Here is a 16,952-nt window from a genome sequence, read left to right on the forward strand (position 1 = left end):
TTCCTTTCGAACTTTTTTTACCTGGTTTATTATGATTTATAAAAGAGTCCGTACTCATCATTATATTTTTCCAAAACATTAAGATTTTCCTCTACTTGTTCATGATGAGTTGCCGCATATTCCATAATAATAGTTTGTAGAATAGTCATGACCCCTACTGATACATCTAGGTTGAAAGTATATTCTTCATGAACAGGAATAATCACGTTGTAGTCACTAAATGGTCTTATTGGTGATAGGATGCTATCCGTTATTCCAAAAACTTTACTACCATTTTCTTTAAACATTTTAGTTAGTTGAACAACATGTTTTGAATATCGCGGAAAGCTTAAGGCAATAACAAAACTATCTTCATCACAATTTTTGACGACATTAAGAATATTACCATGATTATGAGTAACAATGTTGACATTTGGTATAATACGTGTCAAATTATATCCAAAATATTCTGCCATACCCGCTGAACTTTCAAAACCAGTAATAATGATCTTATTATGCGATTCAATATCTGATATAACTTTGTTGATGATCTCATCAGGAAGTACACTACTAACCGATTTAATGATCTTAATATTATTCGCCATAACAATGGATTTAGTTGATTCATCATTTAAACGCATACCGAATCTTTCAAGCTTATCAATGGTTGTAATCTCTTCTTTTACATACTCTCGTATTTCTTTAACCATTTCCAAATAACCTGAATAACCTAAAGCATTTGCTAATCGAATAACTGTTGCTTCGCTGGTTCCTACTTTTTTCCCTAGTTCTATGCTGGACAAAAAAACGGCTGTTTTATAATTCTTTGCTACATATTCTGCTAGTTGCTTTTGTTTCTTCGTTAATTGTCTACCATATTGTTCATATCGTTGAAAGAATGATCCACCCATAGCACTTCTCCTTTTTACATTTTATTCAAACCTATTATAACAGAGATCTTCCTATATTAGAAGGATATAAGCGAGGCACTATTAATGTATTTACTAATGAAACCGATAAATAATATATGGAACCTAAACACAAAGTACACCTGAGGGGAGGAATTAATAATGGATATTGCCGCGTTGAGTACTGCTATGAGCCAAATGTCTTTAGCTCAAGAAGTTAGTGTTGCAGTTACTAGTAAAGCAATGGATATGACAGAGCAAACTGGTGACGCAATGCGACACATGCTAGAACAAAGTGTAACACCTCATATAGGTGGAAATATTGATATACAAGTTTAGGAATATTATTGCACAAAGGAGTACTAATTTCTCTTAGTACTCCTTTACATAAATATGCTAACTATGCTTCTATATACAGCTTCTTAACAATCTCTTCAATATCAGTCTCGCTTATGCTAAAGTCTATAACATTTACTTTCTTAAGCATGTATCCCATAATTTCTGACACTGATATCTTTTCACGATTAAAAGTAATCTTAATAACATTCTCTTCTTTAGATGCGTTTAAATTCTCTTCGCTGAGATTAAAAACTTGATTGAGATTAGCCAATACCTCTTCATCACCAATTGATTCTCTAATTTCAATGGTGACAGTTCGTGTATAGCCATACTCCTTTTTAATTTTTTCGATTTCACCATCGTATATGATTTTACCTTTGTCAATGATAATGATTCGATTACATAATTCTTCAATATCACTCATATCATGAGTTGTTAATATAATAGTTGTCTTATATTTTTGATTCATATCCTTAATAGCTGTTCTAATACGCTCTTTCACTACTACATCTAGACCTATTGTTGGTTCATCGAGATACAGAACTTTAGGATTATGTAACATGGCTGCCGCTAAATCAGCTCTCATTCTCTGACCAAGAGATAATGTTCTAACAGTCTTATCCATAAATTGGTCTATTTCTAAAACCTCTTTGAAGTAATTCAAACGCTCCTGATAATCCTCGTCAGATACTTCATAAATCTCCTTCAAAATAGAATATGTTTCTCCTAAAGGCAAATCCCACCAAAGCTGTGTTTTTTGCCCGAATACGACCCCAATATTTTTAGCATTATCAATCCTATTATCATAGGGGACTTTTCCATTGACAATACACGCTCCTGATGAAGGCACTAAGATACCTGTCATCATTTTGATTGTTGTTGATTTCCCTGCTCCATTGGCACCTATATACCCTATGATCTCACCTTCATCGATGTCAAAGGATACTTGATCAACTGCTTTTGTTAAGGTGTAATCACGATGAAATAAAGATTTAACCGTTCCTTTTAAACCTTTTCCTCTCGTATAATTTTTAAATTCTTTTGTTAGATTTTCTACTCTTATCATACAATGTCCCCCTAATTTCCTACACTTTCATATGCTTTAATACCTTTTAGCCAAGTCATATATGCAATAACTGTTGTAATCGTACCAATCCCACATGTCATGAGCAGACAATACATCAAAGAGTTCTTGCCTAGAAAATAAGATGCTGGAATATACGCAGTTAAGGCGAATGGTATGATGTACGTAATAAATAACCGGATACTTTTATGATATATTTCAATAGGGTATTTAGCAAAACTACTTGTATTATAAAACATAAATAAAATGGATTGACTCCTTTTAATCCAGAACGCTAATGATGCAAAAAATAGTTTGATAGACGTATAAATTAAAGTTGCAAAAAGTACCATAATGATTAATGCCATCATATTGACAAAGTTTAATGTTACGTCACAGTTCTTGACACCTATGCTAAATAGAATGATACCTATGATTACCTCACCAGCACCATCTGCTTGAAAACGTTCCGATATTAACTGAAATAATGGGTTCATTGGTCTAAGTAAATACTTATCAAATTCCCCTCTTACAATGACATGACCAGCTAAAAGCCATATGTAGTCCATAAACATATGATCTATGCCTCTAGGTATTTGGGCAAATCCATAAATTAATATTAATTCATAAAATGACCACCCCTTTAGATCAGGAATCTGACTGAACAACAGGTAAATAAAAGCAATCCCTGATGCTTGTATTAAAAAGAAGGCTAAAAAACCAATGATGAAATCTGCTTTAGATTGCATAATAATCTTTATATATTGACTTATAAACATACCGTATAACTTCAAATAACGTCTCATGGCTTACCCCCCTAATATTGTCAATCTTTTAATAGCTTTTTTCCATAACACATGACTTAATGCAAACAAAATAATTACCCATACAAATTGGATTAACAGTGCTTTATACATCTCATCACCTTGATACTTACCTAAATAAATCATGACAGGTGTATAAACCAAAGCACCAAAGGGTAGCCAATTAAAAACAGCTAGTAACTTAGGTGGAAAAAATGCTAGAGGTATGACTTCTCCTGAGAAAAATTTCATAATGGCTTCTTTAGCCATGACAAAACCAAATAAATACTCCACATAGAAAGCTGCCAAACCAAAGCAATAATTGATTGTATAGGATATTAATATGCTCATTACACAACTTAGTAAAAAGAATAACAGTCGATCCATATGAATCACATTACCATTACCAAAATAGTCGTAAAGCGTATAAACAATCCATATTGGAAAGGATACAAATATAAAATTGCTAATTGTTTCTCCAACACCTTTAGCATATTGTCGCATTTGATAGCTAACTGGCTTGATGAGATTCATGGCGATATCACCAGATCTCACCTCAGAGCCAATTCTCCAATGGATATCATTGACGATGAGTATCCCAGTAATCGTACTAAGAAATACATATGTAATCATTTCATTATAAGCAAATCCATTTATAACCGAGCTCGTTGAACTTTCAAAGACCGCCCTCCAAATATAGAGCAAGACAACCGTTTGCAAAGACTCGCCAAAAACATAGATATAAAAGTTAATTCTGTATGCCATAAATTCTTGAATGACACCTTTTACAAAGGGCCAATAAATTTTTATCTTTCTCATTCTTCTCCCCCCATTTCCATAATCTCTTTCTCTCTAACACCTCATACCACTCTTTATGTTTGCTAGAGAACATTAATTGTTCTCTGTTAGCTGCGCAAAAATAATATTACCATACTTTAACTATTTGTCAACTGATAATTTAATTAAAACCATTCCCTGCATAAGTCTGTAAAATAGAAAATAACCACAGTTCTCATTTCATTTGAACCGTGGTCATTTTATTCACTCTATTAGCTTAAAGCCTCTTTCACAAACTGAGATACAAGCTTACCGTCAGCTCTTCCTTTAGTTCTAGCAATAACCTTTGGCATTACTTTACCCATTTCTTTCATTGAAGAAGCACCTGTTTCTTCAACAACAGCTTTAACTATCTCTTGAACTTCGTCTTCAGTTAATTGCTGTGGAAGGTATTCCATTAGTATTGCTAATTCTTTTTCTGACTGTTCAACTAAATCTTGACGATCACCTTTTTTGAATTCTTCAATAGCATCTCTTCTTTGCTTTACTTGCCTTGCAATGATTTCAATGACTTGTTCATCATTAAGTTCTTCTCTTGTATCTACTTCAACCTGTTTGATAGCCGATCTTACTAATGTTACTGTAGATTTTTTTACAGTATCCTTTTCTTTCATTGCAGTCTTTAAATCATCCATTAATTTTGCTTTTAATGACATAATAGCCTCCTTATTTCAAAACCTAAAACAGTTTCCTCATTTTACTAATGTTTAAGTTATGTACTAATATAACATAATTCATACCTATGCACAATAAGAGAATATAATAAAATTAGGTATTCTAAGAGCTAGCTTTAAAATATAAATTTTCTCGATTCATATTTACAATATCATCCATCTTATAATATAATAAGGTTTATAGCCATAATTTTTCACATTTCTAGATGTGTGCACTAAAAAACAAGGGAGGGATTTCATTGATTAGACGAACTTTAGTATTGATGACCACAATAGTACTATCACTTTATTGTATTGCTTTTACATCTTCAGCCAAAGAAGAAAATCGTATGCTAGGAATGCCTATCGGTTTTACTTTTAGTGAAGGTGTTGATTGGAATTTAGATATTGAGGGTATAACAGCAGTAAAAATCAATGATGATATTGAGTTTAGTATTTATTATGAAAATAGTGAAATATCTTTTTACAGCTTCTTTAATCCACCAGAAGGTGACAAAATAAAAATTATGGGTAACCCATCTGAATTAGAGAATGAGAATGGGCTTTTAAAAATAAGATATTCCTTGGAGGAGTTTAAGAAATTTGGAAGTATAACTATAAGTATTATAGATGGCTATTCTAACCATGGCTACATATTCCTTGAAAGTCCAAAAAAAATTAATTACGACCAATTAGAAGAGATTTTTGAATTTGAGAATGAAATCTTAAATCAACTAGTAAAAGAGAAGCTTAACAAGGATAAAATCTCTAAAGACGACTTAGAAGCAATAGAAACATTAACGGCTAATGATAAAGGTATTTACTACCTAAATGGTTTAGAATACTTACCACAGTTAAAATATCTGGATTTAAGAAATAATAACATTAGTGATTTGAGTTTATTGTCTGAACTTGATCAATTAGAAGTATTATATCTTGAGGGTAATCCTGTACAAGATTATACACCTATATATTCTTTATTCGATAATCTAATTGTGAATGATTTTCCTAATGAAGAAGTTAACTATTTAATCAATGAAGGAAAACTGCAAGATTTAAATGTTGTTAAAGAACATAGCAATCTCCTGATAGCCTATACAGCTTCTAAATTCTCAGATCTTTCAGAAAGTGAATGGTATACAAAAAATATTTCATACCTTTATGTGATGAAAGTAATTAGCGGCTATTCAGATGGTACATTCAAACCTGATAGTGAAATAAGTATTGATGAGTTTGTTAAGATGATTATTACTATTTTAGGCTATGATATGGAACCTGGAAAGGAATATTGGGCGTCTCCTTTTATAGAAAAAGCTCATGAACTTGGATTAATACAAGAGAGTGAATTTACTAATTATAGAAGACAAATCACAAGAGGTGAAATGGCAAGAATCGTTGCAAGAGCAGTAAGCTCAGATTCAATTAAGGATGAGACGCTTGAAGTTTATAAAGACTCTATAATGGATTATGATTCAATTCCCGATGAATATAAAGAATCTATTCTGATAGCTTTTTCAGAAGGTATCATAAGTGGATATACTGATAATACCTTTAGATATGATCAATTAGCAACAAGAGCTGAAGCTGCATCAATTATTATTAGACTGATTGATATAGATGCACGTGCAAAACCAGAGCAATAACATTAAAGTTACTACAATTACTTAGTACAAAATGATATCAGCAGATATATAACTAGTTGTTTAAAGTTATAATATCTGCTGAACTACATCGTGCAGTATTGATAAGTATGAACGGTGAATATTAATCCAAAATAAGTACTTCTTTTAGATCTATAATGTCACCCTGCCCTTCTATCTCAATGGTAATATAGCGATACTCATAGGGTAATATATACATAGATGTATAAAGTTCATCCTCTTCTATCTCAAACCAATCAGTAGTCTCATCAAAATCATTAAATGAGTCTGTATTACTAAAAGCAAGTCGTACTCTTCTAGCTTGCTCCTCTCCCCAAGAGAAAGCAACTCGTCTTATTATGTATGGTTCTTTTAAATCTACCTGAAAACTTACAGAATTACTATCATCAAAATTCAATTCACATACTGTGGCTAAGTCCCCATCTATGATCTTTTCAATATCACTCTGAAGTACTCCATTAACTTGAGTATCAATGGATGCTACTGTATCAACTCGATCACCATGAGATACAATTCTTTGACAGCCAAATCTTAAACCATATCCTTTCATAAGCTTATTATTACGATAATCTCTAATCCAACGGTCATTAACCTTATCACCATAATTGCCTTCAAGTATATGTAGATCATTGTTGACTACTTCCCATACAAAAGCAACATGTTCAGGTAAATAAATAAAGTCTCCAGGTACAGGTTGGACTTGCTGAGGTAATTCTTCAGGATAATACCAAGATTTATACTTTCTAAAGTAACGCACAGAATAGGCACCACCCTTAACCATCCAATCTGTAGAACTGCATTCAATACCTGGTACAGTAGCACCACCACCCTTCATTGGGCAACCAGCATAGTTATAACACCATGAGACGAAATCAGTGCACCATTGCTCTGGACCAAATATAGTGAACTTATGAACATCTCCTGTATCTTCACCTGTAAGAGGATTTTCCCTAATTGGATCTCTGTTGATATCTTTATCAGGTTCCCAGTAGGAATAATACCCTTCATTATAGTCATCAGGATAATAATAAAGTTGACTTAAGCCCATGGTAACAATTTTATTCCCTTCGATTAAGCTTCTACTTGAAGTAAAAGGTCCTTCACCAATAAGGAAATCTAGCAACTCAATGAACTCTTCTTCTGTCTCTTTTATTTTTGTGTTTGCATTTTGAATGATGGAGGGTTCAAAAGAAGGCTCAATCATAATCCCATCTTCATCATAGTTAAAATCGTACATCGTTAAATCAACTTCATATTCTGTTTCAAGGCTTTTATACCAAATAGTCATTGATACTAGGCTAGCTAATATTATAACAATATATAGAATTTTTTTCTTCATCCCCATCCCCCTCAGACATCTAAACTATATAATTATATATTTTGAATAAACATAACTGCAAATTATTTTGATTTATCAGGTATCTGAAATTGATCTGTTAGTCCCATTTTATAGGCTAACTTGATTATTGATTTTTCATCTTCTGTCATTTTTCTATTATACATTTTCTCAAATTGTTGGATTAAGCCATGATAATCGATTTTCCTTTTCTGTTTTTGGATCCGCTTCCCTCTGTTGATAAAAGCTTGGCGAGGATCATATTTTTCTATTTGATAAGGCTCTGATGATAGTCTTCTAAAAACTTCAGCAGTATAAAAAGCATCATGAAACGCATCATGAAACGACTTCTCAATGGGTATATCCATAAATTCAATAGCGCTTCTTAATCCAATACTACTGTTATTTGGTGTCCTAAATTTCTTAGAAGCGATCTCCTGTATGTTAATGAACCTTCTAGGAATGTCATTACTACTTAATTTATGAAATACTACATTTCTAAACAATTCCTTCATATCTGCTAAGCCCCAAATACCAAAGATATTATCTTTCCCATCAATAAAATCAGTAAATTGCTCAAAAACATATTTAAAAGATCGAGCTAACTTTAATTGATCATCGGTAATGTTAGTTAATTCTTCTATAAAAGGGTGCACTTTCGGATATATAATTGGCTTAACTAGAGCCTTAAAGGTTGCGACTTCATTAAGCTCTGTATCAAGCTTAACTGCACCAATTTGTATAATTTCGAAAGGGCATTTCTGATTCATTCGCTTAGAGTGTTTTTGATCTTCAATAAGGGCTTGATTAAATTCTAAATCAAATACGATATAACTCATTTAATTAACTCCTTTTAAAGCTAGTTCCTTTAGTATGTATCAACGACTTCCCTTTTAATCAGAAAAAACACTTATCTTTTCAGACAAGTGTTTTCAAGAAAAGCTAATTTACTATTTGTTAAATGCTCATACTGATCGTTAGTGATAATCCCCGTTTCTTTTAATTCACTGGCATAGCCAATAAAATCCATTATCAACTCTCTTAAGCATTTAGCATTTTTCATCATCAAACTCCTTTATTAGAATTCAATATTTGATATGTATAATTATACCATAAAAAGATATGTTTTTCAACAATATTTTGTCAAGTCAGTTGTCATAACAATTTATACCGAAATAAGTTATTAACATATTTTTCCACAACTTGTTGATAATTTACAAATTATGTAACCCACTATTCACAGGTACGGTGTGGATAATTCTCCTCGCCATCCAGAGCACATAATAATTATAATTAAACTCTCTCTTGAAAATCATTATAATTAACATAAAATGATATATGTAGACTAAAATAAGCAGACGAAAGGAGATTTTTTATGAGTAATCTATTATGTGTGATAACACTTAGTAAGCGAGGCTACTGGTTATAGCATATTGTTTGCTTGGTAAGCCTTGTTTATTAAGTTATCATAATTTAATAACTAGGAGGCTTATAGGATTATTACAAAAATAAAACAAAACACTAATTATATAAGTGATAACAAACAACATTTAATAAAATTGATTGCTAAGAAGGTAAAAATCCAAGAAGGTGAAGATGCAATCGAAAACTTCTTGAGATTACTATATTTAAATAACCCTCAGTCCAATAAACGCTTAGCACGTCAGTTATTATTACCCATTCCGTTAGTATCAGCAATAAAAAAGGAATTTATTAAAATTGGTATTGTAGTTCAGAAAAAGGGAATCATGTTAACTACTAATGGAAAAACATTTGTTGAAGATGAATTAGGCTATAAAGGAATTGATTTAGCTTTTCTTCATTCTATTATGGAAGATAATTTATCTATGGAGGTAATCTTTAAAGAAGATTGGATTCTATTAGAAAATATTTATGGGTTAAGACCTGATGCAAATATGGCCTTGGACCAAGCACACTGCACTATGAAAACAAGTCTAAAGAGGGCTATACTAGCTTTACGCATGAATAGCCTTATCCATAAAAAAATTCTATGTATAGGTGATGATGATTTTGTTAGTATCGCTCTAGGTTTTCTTTTAAAACGACTATATCCAGATACCAGTCATAATAGGACCGAAATTCACGTTGCAGATTTGGATCAAAGATACTTAAATCAGCTCAGTGATATTGCCAACAAGTATCATTTACCCATTACATGTTTTCAAATGGATTTTAAAGATTCAGTTAAAGACGATTTCCTTAATAACTACGATGCTTTTTTTACAGATCCACCATATACATTACAAGGTATGAGTTTGTTTATTTCAAGAGGCTTAGCAATGTTAAAAAAGAAAAAAGGAACATTAATATTTTTTTCATTTGCTCATAAGTCTTTTGATGAAACCTATAAAATGCAGAAAATAATCTCTGATATGGGTTTAACCATTCAGCAACTTCACAAACATTTCAATGAGTATTACGGTGGCTCTATTATCGGTAATACTAGTCAACTAATCGTATTAAAAACAACTGAATGGACAAAGCCTATTATAGCTCCAAATGATTCCTTCAAAGAGTTTCTCTATACAAAAGAAGTGAATCAAAAAAATTCCTCAAGCAAATAAAATTTAATATTCATAAAGGATGAAATACATGATACCTATTTATTTCATCCTTTTTAAATCGCCAGAATATATTAAGCACCCATGACTCGCGCTTAAGAAATTAATTAGTAAGTTCATATGTAATGGATATATCCTTTAATTTTCGGCACCAAATTAAATGGTCAGCACCTTCTCCCCAATAATCTTTTAGTACGTATTTGGGTTCCCCCAGCTTCTTACCCCATATCTTTTTTGCTATCGTATAACCGCTATCCAGACAGAATTCATCAATCCCCTTCCCAATTAAAGCGATATACATAGCATTTAACAATAACGTACCTATTCCTTTTCGTTGGTATTCAGGTAATATATACACAGATCCAATTTCTCCAACATCCTTAAGTTGACCTTGAGTACATTTATTGATTAGTTCACTACTTACACCATATGAAATTGTTCCAACAATCTTTCCCTCTAAACACGCAAGTAGAAAGAAGTGATTAAAACCATTAGATGCTATATCTTCTTTCAATCTCTGCTTTTTTTCCTCTACCTCCCCATTAATCGATTCAAGGTCGTCGCCAACTCCCTCTTCTTCAAATGCCGTGGTAATGGTTACTGCAAATAATTGATGAAGTTCTTCAATATCTTTTTTATTTGGTCTTCGAATACTAACATTTTTCATCATAAATTTATTTACCTTTCTAGTCGAATGCTATCAACAACTATTCATATGTGTAAAATTATACCACAATAGAGAGCTAAATGAAACTTCATGATTTACAGTGTCAGACAGCAATACCTACTTAAGAATTTTATATCCAAAACTAAGCCTACTCTCATTGGATTAGTTATTGTGATTATGATTCTTTTTATAAATTATTTAATCAACAATGATTATTCATTACTTACTATGTATACAATATTAATACGCATCTGTAATGTACTGACTATGCTCTTTTCCAGACATAACAGAAAAAGGTAAGCACTTGAGGCACTCATTTTATAAAGAAAACCAATCAACCATTTATTACCAAGGAAATATTATCCATACTTTTCATTGCTCTTTTTATTACTTTTTACTCAGTTTAAGACCATCAATATCATTTTTCTATTGCTCTTTTAAGTTCGCTTAAAGCTATTTGATGGTACTTAAGGGATTCTTTATCATTGTTTTTTTTATCTTGCTGAATGGCATATTCAAGACCTTCTATCTGTCTTCTTAATACTATATCATCAGCATTTCTTGGTTTCATATAAGACATAATACTGACCTCCCATATTCAGTCAATCAAATTATCAACATTAAACTGCTTATCATTGTTTTATAGTTATATTATTAACTTCATTAGACGAAATATGTGTATAATGGTTTAAACTCTTGACTAAATAACCTCTTGGTAGTAAATATAGATTATTTTCACTGCAAAATAATTGTTTTTATGATATAATTCTACTTGGATGTATATATTGGGTACTTATTGTTTCTCTAATCCCTCATAGGTTATAGACAACATCTCATCGATTTGTCTATTAAAGTACACCTGAGAGCAATATCTCAACAAACTGTATTCCTTTATTTACATCCATTCGGATATAAAAGTATGATTTTACTTTCTCCATTTTATAAGAATAGCTTAATTCTCAAATTCCTATCTTATTAATCATTGAACTTCACTATTTACTCCCTGATACTGTTATCACAAAAAATTCTTAAGTAACTTTATAAACTCTCATAGTATTCATAATAATACGTTCATTTGTTTCTGTATCAGTGAATAAGAGTGCATATGACCTAATCAATAAAAACCTTACGGCTTTGTCGTTTTGTGGTACCTAAGTGTCCTCAAGAATTTCAAATACATATGATAATCTTAACATAGAATTAACATAAGCTTAACTTGTACTTAACTGCTAATAACTATAATAATTTAGTAAGGCTTTTTATTTATTCTCAAGAAGTTGATCGTCACAGGATAAGCTTCTTGGGTCTTTTTTGTATCTGATCTAATAAAATTTTTTTTACTTACTAAACGTTTGAATCTTCACTACTCTTTATGAACTCAAGGTTGATTTAATCTTATAAAATAATCTTTTTCATATTAAAGTATGTATATCTCTTTTCTATGATCATGATAGCCAGCTGTATCAACAATTTTAATCTCTTTAATCCTCTCGATCATGCAAGCTGATGGAACATTACTCATATTCTCACTTCAAATTCCAATTTAAGCTATTTTGTGATATAATTTACTCAATTAACTAGTGGGACATCAAGCACTTTGTTAGAATACTTATTTTAAAGGAGGTTAGACTAACATGAAAATATTTGAGACAAAAAGGTTATACCTTAGAGAACTAATAATTGATGATAAAAAAGAATTAATGAGAGTTCTGTCTGATCCAGAATCTATGGAATTTTACCCTCACCCATTTTCTGAGGAAATGGTAGAACAGTGGATTAGATGGAATATAGAAAACTATAAAAAATATAGACATGGACTTTGGGCGGTAATATTGAAAGAGGGTGATGTTTTTATAGGAGATTGTGGTATAACCATGCAAAGCATAGATAATGAAATGGTACCAGAAATTGGTTTCCATATCATAAAAAAATATTGTAACAAAGGTTATGCAACAGAGGCTGCTCTTGCTTGTAAAAAATATGCTTTTAATGTTTTAAATTACTCCAGAATATTTTCATATACCACAGTTCGGAACATACCATCACAAAAAGTTGCAGAGAAAATCGGTATGAGGGCATATAAAGAGTTTGAAAAGAACAATGAAAAACAAATTGCTCAAGTTGCTATCAAGGGCTAGCTATAATGAGTACATACTTGTAAAATCATGATAAAAATGAGTGTATTTTAGTTAGGAGATGATACGATGAAGAAAAGAGAAATTTTTATGTTATCAACATTAACATTTTTCATGGGTATAGTTTTCGGATTTTTGATTTCGCCAGCGAAAAATGGCATTGGTAATAATGCTGGCAATAACATAACATATCATGGCAAACAGGACTCAACAATTGAAGAAGCCGAATAGCACAATCAACAATACTATAACTTCATTAGTTTTTATTTTTAGTCAAAGATACATCACACATATACTATTATGTATGATGTATCTAAGTTTTTTTAATTGAATAAATATATTGGTTATTTAAGTTTTTAATATCAATTTCTTCATAAGACTCTATATACTTAAAGGAGTTGATTCTTTTTAATAGATTATCAAGTTTTATGAAACACATATTACTGACTTGGTTAAAAGCTTTAGGTTACGCTTATCTGTTGCTACACTTACTTGCTACCATTACCAATTTCTTAGTCTACATAAGCTAAACTGTCCTATAATATTCTTGATTTTTTTGGTATAATAACCTCATAATTGAAATTAGGTGATGATTATGTGGATCAAGTTCTATAGGGTTATATGTGCGTTATTAAGTCTTTTATATGCATACCTTTTTGCTTATGAATTAATTAGTCTAAAACATTTTAATATCGTTCTGCTACTATGTGCTATACTCTTTTTCTGGTTAATTTTTAAGGGCTCATTGGAGAGTTATAGGTCATCATTTACGTTTTACCTTCTACTAGTGTTAGTTCATTTTCTAATTAAATTATTTTGATGCACTAAATACAATTTTGTGCTTATTAATATATGTCACACCTATTTTTTTGCTATAATGATTAAGAGGAGGTTGTAACTATGAGTATTCTTTCAATTAGTCTTATTGTTCTTGTGCTTATCCTAGGTGGTGGTCTACTTGCTGCTTTCATGAATAGAAAGTAAATACATAATTATCATCTGCCCTAGGTTATTTATCTAGGGTAATTAAAACTTCTTTATCTTGCATACTGAAATCGTTCATACTAATATTTAACTAGTATAACGCTATACATTTTCAGGCTATTTATGTATCTCTTCTTCATCCCCTTTGACTATAGCATATACTCCATAAAGGTATACTGTCATACCCCATCTTTTCATAGTATCCCATATCAAAGTCTTGAATTGTTACTATCATCTAAGCCTCATATATTAATTTATATTGCCGTTCTTTGAAAATTAATGTAGAATACAATATGTGATACATACTTTCCATTTAATGTTTAAGGAGGTTTTTTATGAGTTATGCAGGTATTTTGGGGATGGTATTATATTTTGCATTAATTTTACCGCTTTTTGGACTATATATTTATGTATTAGTACTTTTAATAAAGTTCCTTCGAAGAGGTATTAAAGCTTGTGATAAATACTTATCTGAAGATAAAAATAATAATGATAATTTAAACTCTTTTTAAAAGATCTACCAGGTATCTCCCATATTATTATCTAATAATATGGGAGATACATATCTTACGATAAGCACGATAGTTACTGATTGTAATCTTAACTCCCTCACTTCCCTATTTAGTTCTTTTATAAATATTTTATTAATTCATCTACTACCAAGTATTACATTATCTTTGCGTTAAAAACTATGATATAATCCGTTTGATAGATTTTCGAAGGAGTATACATATGTTAATTAAATTTTTCTCATTTGCAGGTAGATTAAATCGTTTAAGCTTTTTACTAAGAATATTATTGATTCAAGTTATATTTATAATTATTTATCTAATTATCGAAATTATTAATAACGCTCCCGGATTGGCAACCGTTTCTTATTTCACTATTGTTATCCATTCTGTATCGAATCTTAGTTTGATAACAAGGCGATTACATGATCTAAATGTTACAGGTTGGGTTATTATACCTCTATCCCTGTTCAAATACACCCCACCACTCAAGCCTCTTTTTTATATTGCCGCATTATTGCTTGTTATACTCAAAGGCACAGATGGGACAAATGATTATGATATTTATTCTGTTAACATACCTGAGAATAATTATCCAGATATCTGTTAATTGCTGTCTAAACATAGTTTTAATTTATGCTATCATCTTTCTAGTTAATCATTTCATTTATATACCATCTCTCTGTTAAACACATTTTTTGTACTTATTTTAATACTTAACTCCTCTTTTTTTGTTATAATCATTAGGAGGAGGTGTTACTATGGTTTTTACTTTCATTGGTCTTATTGTTCTCGTACTTATACTAGGTGGTGGTCTTCTTGCCGCTTTCATGAATAGAAAGTAAACATATGATTATCATATACCCTAGGTTATTTATCTAGGGTATTTTAATCTTTTGTCCTTAATTACTAGTATGACATAATTTTATAAATTACTGCTTAGGAATGATAGATTATGGAAGCATAATTGCTAGCAGTATCTTATATTTACTAACTCAAAAGTAAGTTCCTCAAAGTAAGTGGTATCTATCTTACTCTGCTCTTTAATCCAAGTAACAATTTCTTCTTTAGAAATTTGTTGATCACTATACGATTCAACAGAGAGATGCCTTAAAATAAGTATTCCTATGATTATAAATAAAAAGGTAAGGATTTTAGCAATACGAGGTTTAAATAGTATTATTTTCATTATCTCAATCCTTTTAGATGTTTTCCTTCTATTTATATTCAGTCTAATGTTAAGTTATTAAATTGAGCTTTTACTACCATATAACTATTGAGATATGTCAATCGTATAAGTTAAACTTTCTTTTGAACCGTCAACATATTCTCTTGTATAAATGACATTATTGTTACCGTCAATTTTTAAATCTTCGCATACATAATCCTCAGTACCTGGATCCACTACCAATAATTCTTCCTTAATAACATTATAGATACATACAGATTGAATGTGATCATAATTCTTTATATTACTTTTAATAGTTTCATTGGCTCCTATAAAAGCTAAGTAACTAGAATCATTAGCCCAATGTACTTTAACATGGAAAAAAATATTATCTAAAATAATTTTATTATCTTCAACTGAAACAATTTTTCCTTTACTCCATGTATATGTACCGGATCGAACAACAACATAGTTACTATCTGGTGACCACATTAAGATGATTCCAGATCCCTTTAAATCCAAGTCTAACGGTCTGTTATGTCCTTTCGGCCATATGAAAACATCTCCCATATTATCCCCATCTGTTGACCAGTATCCTTCAAAATTACCGTCAGGTGAAGAATCTAAAACTTCTGTATTTGGTGAGTATTTTATGATTGAGTATACATCTTCATCATCTAGAGTATCATAATAGCTTTTTAAAGCTATATAATATAGCTCATCGATTTGATTTTCATGTTCGGTAAGTTTTTCATTGATTTCGTTAATATTTACTTCTGAGTAGAGTGTGTTATTGTCTTGAGATTTTGATTCCTTCGCATCCAGCGACTCATAGTTGAGGTTATTTTTGATCTCTTCTTGTAAAATAGAAAATTGAGTCTCTAATTCATTCAATTGTTCTTGTAAAGTATTATTTTGAACTCTTAACTCTTCGACTTTAATTATGTCAACTGTTTCAGAATTTGTCTGAGTTACTTCTGATTGACAACCAGTTAAGATTATTATTACTATAAATTGTAAGCATAAATATAATTTTATTCTCATTATCTTCCTCCTAAAAGTTCTTCCTTAAATTAAACTTTAATGAATTGGTTACTAACGTCCCGTGCTCCTAACGTTCCTAAACCATAGAAGGAGCCGCTCATGCCCTGATAAGGGCTGTCCCGACGGGCTTAGGTTGAGGAATGTGTGAGGGCGCGCATGCCCAAAAGAAAGGCATTGTGACCCTTAACCGAGCCTTGTGGAAATGTATTGTTGGTATTATAAGTATATAACAACCAGTTAATTCTGGATTGATTTATAGCTTTTATTCTATAATAAAGCTATAT

18 protein-coding genes are annotated in these 16,952 nt (G+C 31.0%); 7 read left to right on the plus strand and 11 right to left on the minus strand.

The window, feature by feature from the left end; translation table 11 throughout:
* Nucleotides 1–29: 29 nt before the first annotated feature.
* Nucleotides 30–890, minus strand: a complete 861-nt coding sequence (locus C1Y58_RS24650; RefSeq protein WP_105619827.1) for a MurR/RpiR family transcriptional regulator — start codon at nt 888–890, stop codon at nt 30–32.
* Between the two features lie 159 nt (nt 891–1,049).
* Here C1Y58_RS24650 and C1Y58_RS24655 point away from each other — a divergent pair, with 159 nt between their 5' ends.
* Nucleotides 1,050–1,226 carry a YjfB family protein gene (locus tag C1Y58_RS24655; protein ID WP_105619828.1) on the plus strand — a complete coding sequence of 59 codons (177 nt, stop codon included), beginning with the start codon at nt 1,050–1,052 and terminating at the stop codon, nt 1,224–1,226.
* A 61-nt stretch (nt 1,227–1,287) separates the two neighbouring features.
* Here the strand turns inward: C1Y58_RS24655 and C1Y58_RS27350 are convergent, their stop codons facing one another.
* From C1Y58_RS27350 to C1Y58_RS24675, 4 genes are all read right to left on the minus strand, one after another.
* Nucleotides 1,288–2,292 carry an ABC transporter ATP-binding protein gene (locus tag C1Y58_RS27350; RefSeq protein WP_105619829.1) on the minus strand — a complete coding sequence of 335 codons (1,005 nt, stop codon included), beginning with the start codon at nt 2,290–2,292 and terminating at the stop codon, nt 1,288–1,290.
* A gap of 11 nt (nt 2,293–2,303) precedes the next feature.
* On the minus strand, nt 2,304–3,095 hold the full coding sequence (locus C1Y58_RS24665) for an ABC transporter permease (RefSeq protein WP_105619830.1): 792 nt from the start codon (nt 3,093–3,095) through the stop codon (nt 2,304–2,306).
* 3 nt (nt 3,096–3,098) lie between these two features.
* On the minus strand, nt 3,099–3,911 hold the full coding sequence (locus tag C1Y58_RS24670) for an ABC transporter permease (RefSeq protein WP_105619831.1): 813 nt from the start codon (nt 3,909–3,911) through the stop codon (nt 3,099–3,101).
* A gap of 230 nt (nt 3,912–4,141) precedes the next feature.
* Nucleotides 4,142–4,585 (minus strand): GatB/YqeY domain-containing protein, encoded by a 444-nt coding sequence (locus C1Y58_RS24675; RefSeq protein WP_105619832.1) that lies wholly within the window; start codon nt 4,583–4,585, stop codon nt 4,142–4,144.
* 257 nt (nt 4,586–4,842) lie between these two features.
* Between C1Y58_RS24675 and C1Y58_RS24680 the strand changes: the two genes are divergently transcribed.
* Nucleotides 4,843–6,225, plus strand: coding sequence for an S-layer homology domain-containing protein (locus C1Y58_RS24680; protein WP_170311686.1), 1,383 nt, complete (start codon nt 4,843–4,845; stop codon nt 6,223–6,225).
* Between the two features lie 121 nt (nt 6,226–6,346).
* Here the strand turns inward: C1Y58_RS24680 and C1Y58_RS24685 are convergent, their stop codons facing one another.
* From C1Y58_RS24685 to C1Y58_RS26610, 3 genes are all read right to left on the minus strand, one after another.
* The gene (locus tag C1Y58_RS24685) at nt 6,347–7,582 is read right to left on the minus strand and encodes a CHAP domain-containing protein (protein ID WP_105619834.1); all 1,236 of its coding nucleotides are present in this window, start codon (nt 7,580–7,582) and stop codon (nt 6,347–6,349) included.
* Nucleotides 7,583–7,644: 62 nt separating this feature from the next.
* Nucleotides 7,645–8,418, minus strand: a complete 774-nt coding sequence (locus C1Y58_RS24690) for a 3'-5' exonuclease (RefSeq protein WP_105619835.1) — start codon at nt 8,416–8,418, stop codon at nt 7,645–7,647.
* A 71-nt stretch (nt 8,419–8,489) separates the two neighbouring features.
* Nucleotides 8,490–8,642, minus strand: coding sequence for a hypothetical protein (locus tag C1Y58_RS26610; RefSeq protein WP_157950276.1), 153 nt, complete (start codon nt 8,640–8,642; stop codon nt 8,490–8,492).
* Between the two features lie 496 nt (nt 8,643–9,138).
* On the opposite strand from C1Y58_RS26610, the gene C1Y58_RS24695 reads away from it, so the two are divergent.
* Nucleotides 9,139–10,164 (plus strand): bis-aminopropyl spermidine synthase family protein, encoded by a 1,026-nt coding sequence (locus C1Y58_RS24695; protein WP_105619836.1) that lies wholly within the window; start codon nt 9,139–9,141, stop codon nt 10,162–10,164.
* A 100-nt stretch (nt 10,165–10,264) separates the two neighbouring features.
* On the opposite strand, the gene C1Y58_RS24700 is transcribed toward C1Y58_RS24695, so the two are convergent.
* Nucleotides 10,265–10,831 (minus strand): GNAT family N-acetyltransferase, encoded by a 567-nt coding sequence (locus C1Y58_RS24700; RefSeq protein ID WP_242985469.1) that lies wholly within the window; start codon nt 10,829–10,831, stop codon nt 10,265–10,267.
* Between the two features lie 415 nt (nt 10,832–11,246).
* A complete protein-coding gene (locus C1Y58_RS26615) occupies nt 11,247–11,408 on the minus strand; it encodes a hypothetical protein (RefSeq protein ID WP_157950277.1) in 162 nt (53 codons plus the stop codon).
* 1,054 nt (nt 11,409–12,462) lie between these two features.
* On the opposite strand from C1Y58_RS26615, the gene C1Y58_RS24705 reads away from it, so the two are divergent.
* The 4 genes from C1Y58_RS24705 (at nt 12,463) to C1Y58_RS24710 (ending at nt 15,066) form a co-directional block, all read left to right on the plus strand.
* On the plus strand, nt 12,463–12,966 hold the full coding sequence (locus C1Y58_RS24705) for a GNAT family N-acetyltransferase (protein ID WP_105619837.1): 504 nt from the start codon (nt 12,463–12,465) through the stop codon (nt 12,964–12,966).
* Nucleotides 12,967–13,032: 66 nt separating this feature from the next.
* On the plus strand, nt 13,033–13,194 hold the full coding sequence (locus C1Y58_RS26755; protein WP_170311687.1) for a hypothetical protein: 162 nt from the start codon (nt 13,033–13,035) through the stop codon (nt 13,192–13,194).
* Nucleotides 13,195–14,282: 1,088 nt separating this feature from the next.
* Nucleotides 14,283–14,459, plus strand: a complete 177-nt coding sequence (locus C1Y58_RS26760; RefSeq protein WP_170311688.1) for a hypothetical protein — start codon at nt 14,283–14,285, stop codon at nt 14,457–14,459.
* 220 nt (nt 14,460–14,679) lie between these two features.
* Nucleotides 14,680–15,066, plus strand: a complete 387-nt coding sequence (locus C1Y58_RS24710; RefSeq protein WP_105619838.1) for a DUF805 domain-containing protein — start codon at nt 14,680–14,682, stop codon at nt 15,064–15,066.
* A gap of 663 nt (nt 15,067–15,729) precedes the next feature.
* Here the strand turns inward: C1Y58_RS24710 and C1Y58_RS24720 are convergent.
* Entirely contained in the window at nt 15,730–16,668 is a 939-nt protein-coding gene (locus C1Y58_RS24720; protein ID WP_105619840.1) for a hypothetical protein, read from the minus strand.
* Nucleotides 16,669–16,952 lie beyond the last annotated feature (284 nt).

The sequence above is a fragment of the Vallitalea okinawensis genome, from assembly GCF_002964605.1.
Classification (GTDB): Bacteria; Bacillota; Clostridia; order Lachnospirales; family PQDH01; genus Vallitalea_A; species Vallitalea_A okinawensis.

Coding starts and splice junctions, on each gene's coding strand:
- C1Y58_RS24655 (WP_105619828.1), top strand. CDS start 1,050: ATGGATATTGCCGCGTTGAGTACTGCTATGAGCCAAATGTCTTTAGCT.
- C1Y58_RS24670 (WP_105619831.1), bottom strand. CDS start 3,911: ATGAGAAAGATAAAAATTTATTGGCCCTTTGTAAAAGGTGTCATTCAA.
- C1Y58_RS24700 (WP_242985469.1), bottom strand. CDS start 10,831: ATGATGAAAAATGTTAGTATTCGAAGACCAAATAAAAAAGATATTGAA.
- C1Y58_RS24650 (WP_105619827.1), bottom strand. CDS start 890: ATGGGTGGATCATTCTTTCAACGATATGAACAATATGGTAGACAATTA.
- C1Y58_RS26610 (WP_157950276.1), bottom strand. CDS start 8,642: ATGAAAAATGCTAAATGCTTAAGAGAGTTGATAATGGATTTTATTGGC.
- C1Y58_RS27350 (WP_105619829.1), bottom strand. CDS start 2,292: ATGATAAGAGTAGAAAATCTAACAAAAGAATTTAAAAATTATACGAGA.
- C1Y58_RS24665 (WP_105619830.1), bottom strand. CDS start 3,095: ATGAGACGTTATTTGAAGTTATACGGTATGTTTATAAGTCAATATATA.
- C1Y58_RS24720 (WP_105619840.1), bottom strand. CDS start 16,668: ATGAGAATAAAATTATATTTATGCTTACAATTTATAGTAATAATAATC.
- C1Y58_RS24705 (WP_105619837.1), top strand. CDS start 12,463: ATGAAAATATTTGAGACAAAAAGGTTATACCTTAGAGAACTAATAATT.
- C1Y58_RS24710 (WP_105619838.1), top strand. CDS start 14,680: ATGTTAATTAAATTTTTCTCATTTGCAGGTAGATTAAATCGTTTAAGC.
- C1Y58_RS26760 (WP_170311688.1), top strand. CDS start 14,283: ATGAGTTATGCAGGTATTTTGGGGATGGTATTATATTTTGCATTAATT.
- C1Y58_RS26755 (WP_170311687.1), top strand. CDS start 13,033: ATGAAGAAAAGAGAAATTTTTATGTTATCAACATTAACATTTTTCATG.
- C1Y58_RS24690 (WP_105619835.1), bottom strand. CDS start 8,418: ATGAGTTATATCGTATTTGATTTAGAATTTAATCAAGCCCTTATTGAA.
- C1Y58_RS24685 (WP_105619834.1), bottom strand. CDS start 7,582: ATGAAGAAAAAAATTCTATATATTGTTATAATATTAGCTAGCCTAGTA.
- C1Y58_RS24675 (WP_105619832.1), bottom strand. CDS start 4,585: ATGTCATTAAAAGCAAAATTAATGGATGATTTAAAGACTGCAATGAAA.
- C1Y58_RS26615 (WP_157950277.1), bottom strand. CDS start 11,408: ATGTCTTATATGAAACCAAGAAATGCTGATGATATAGTATTAAGAAGA.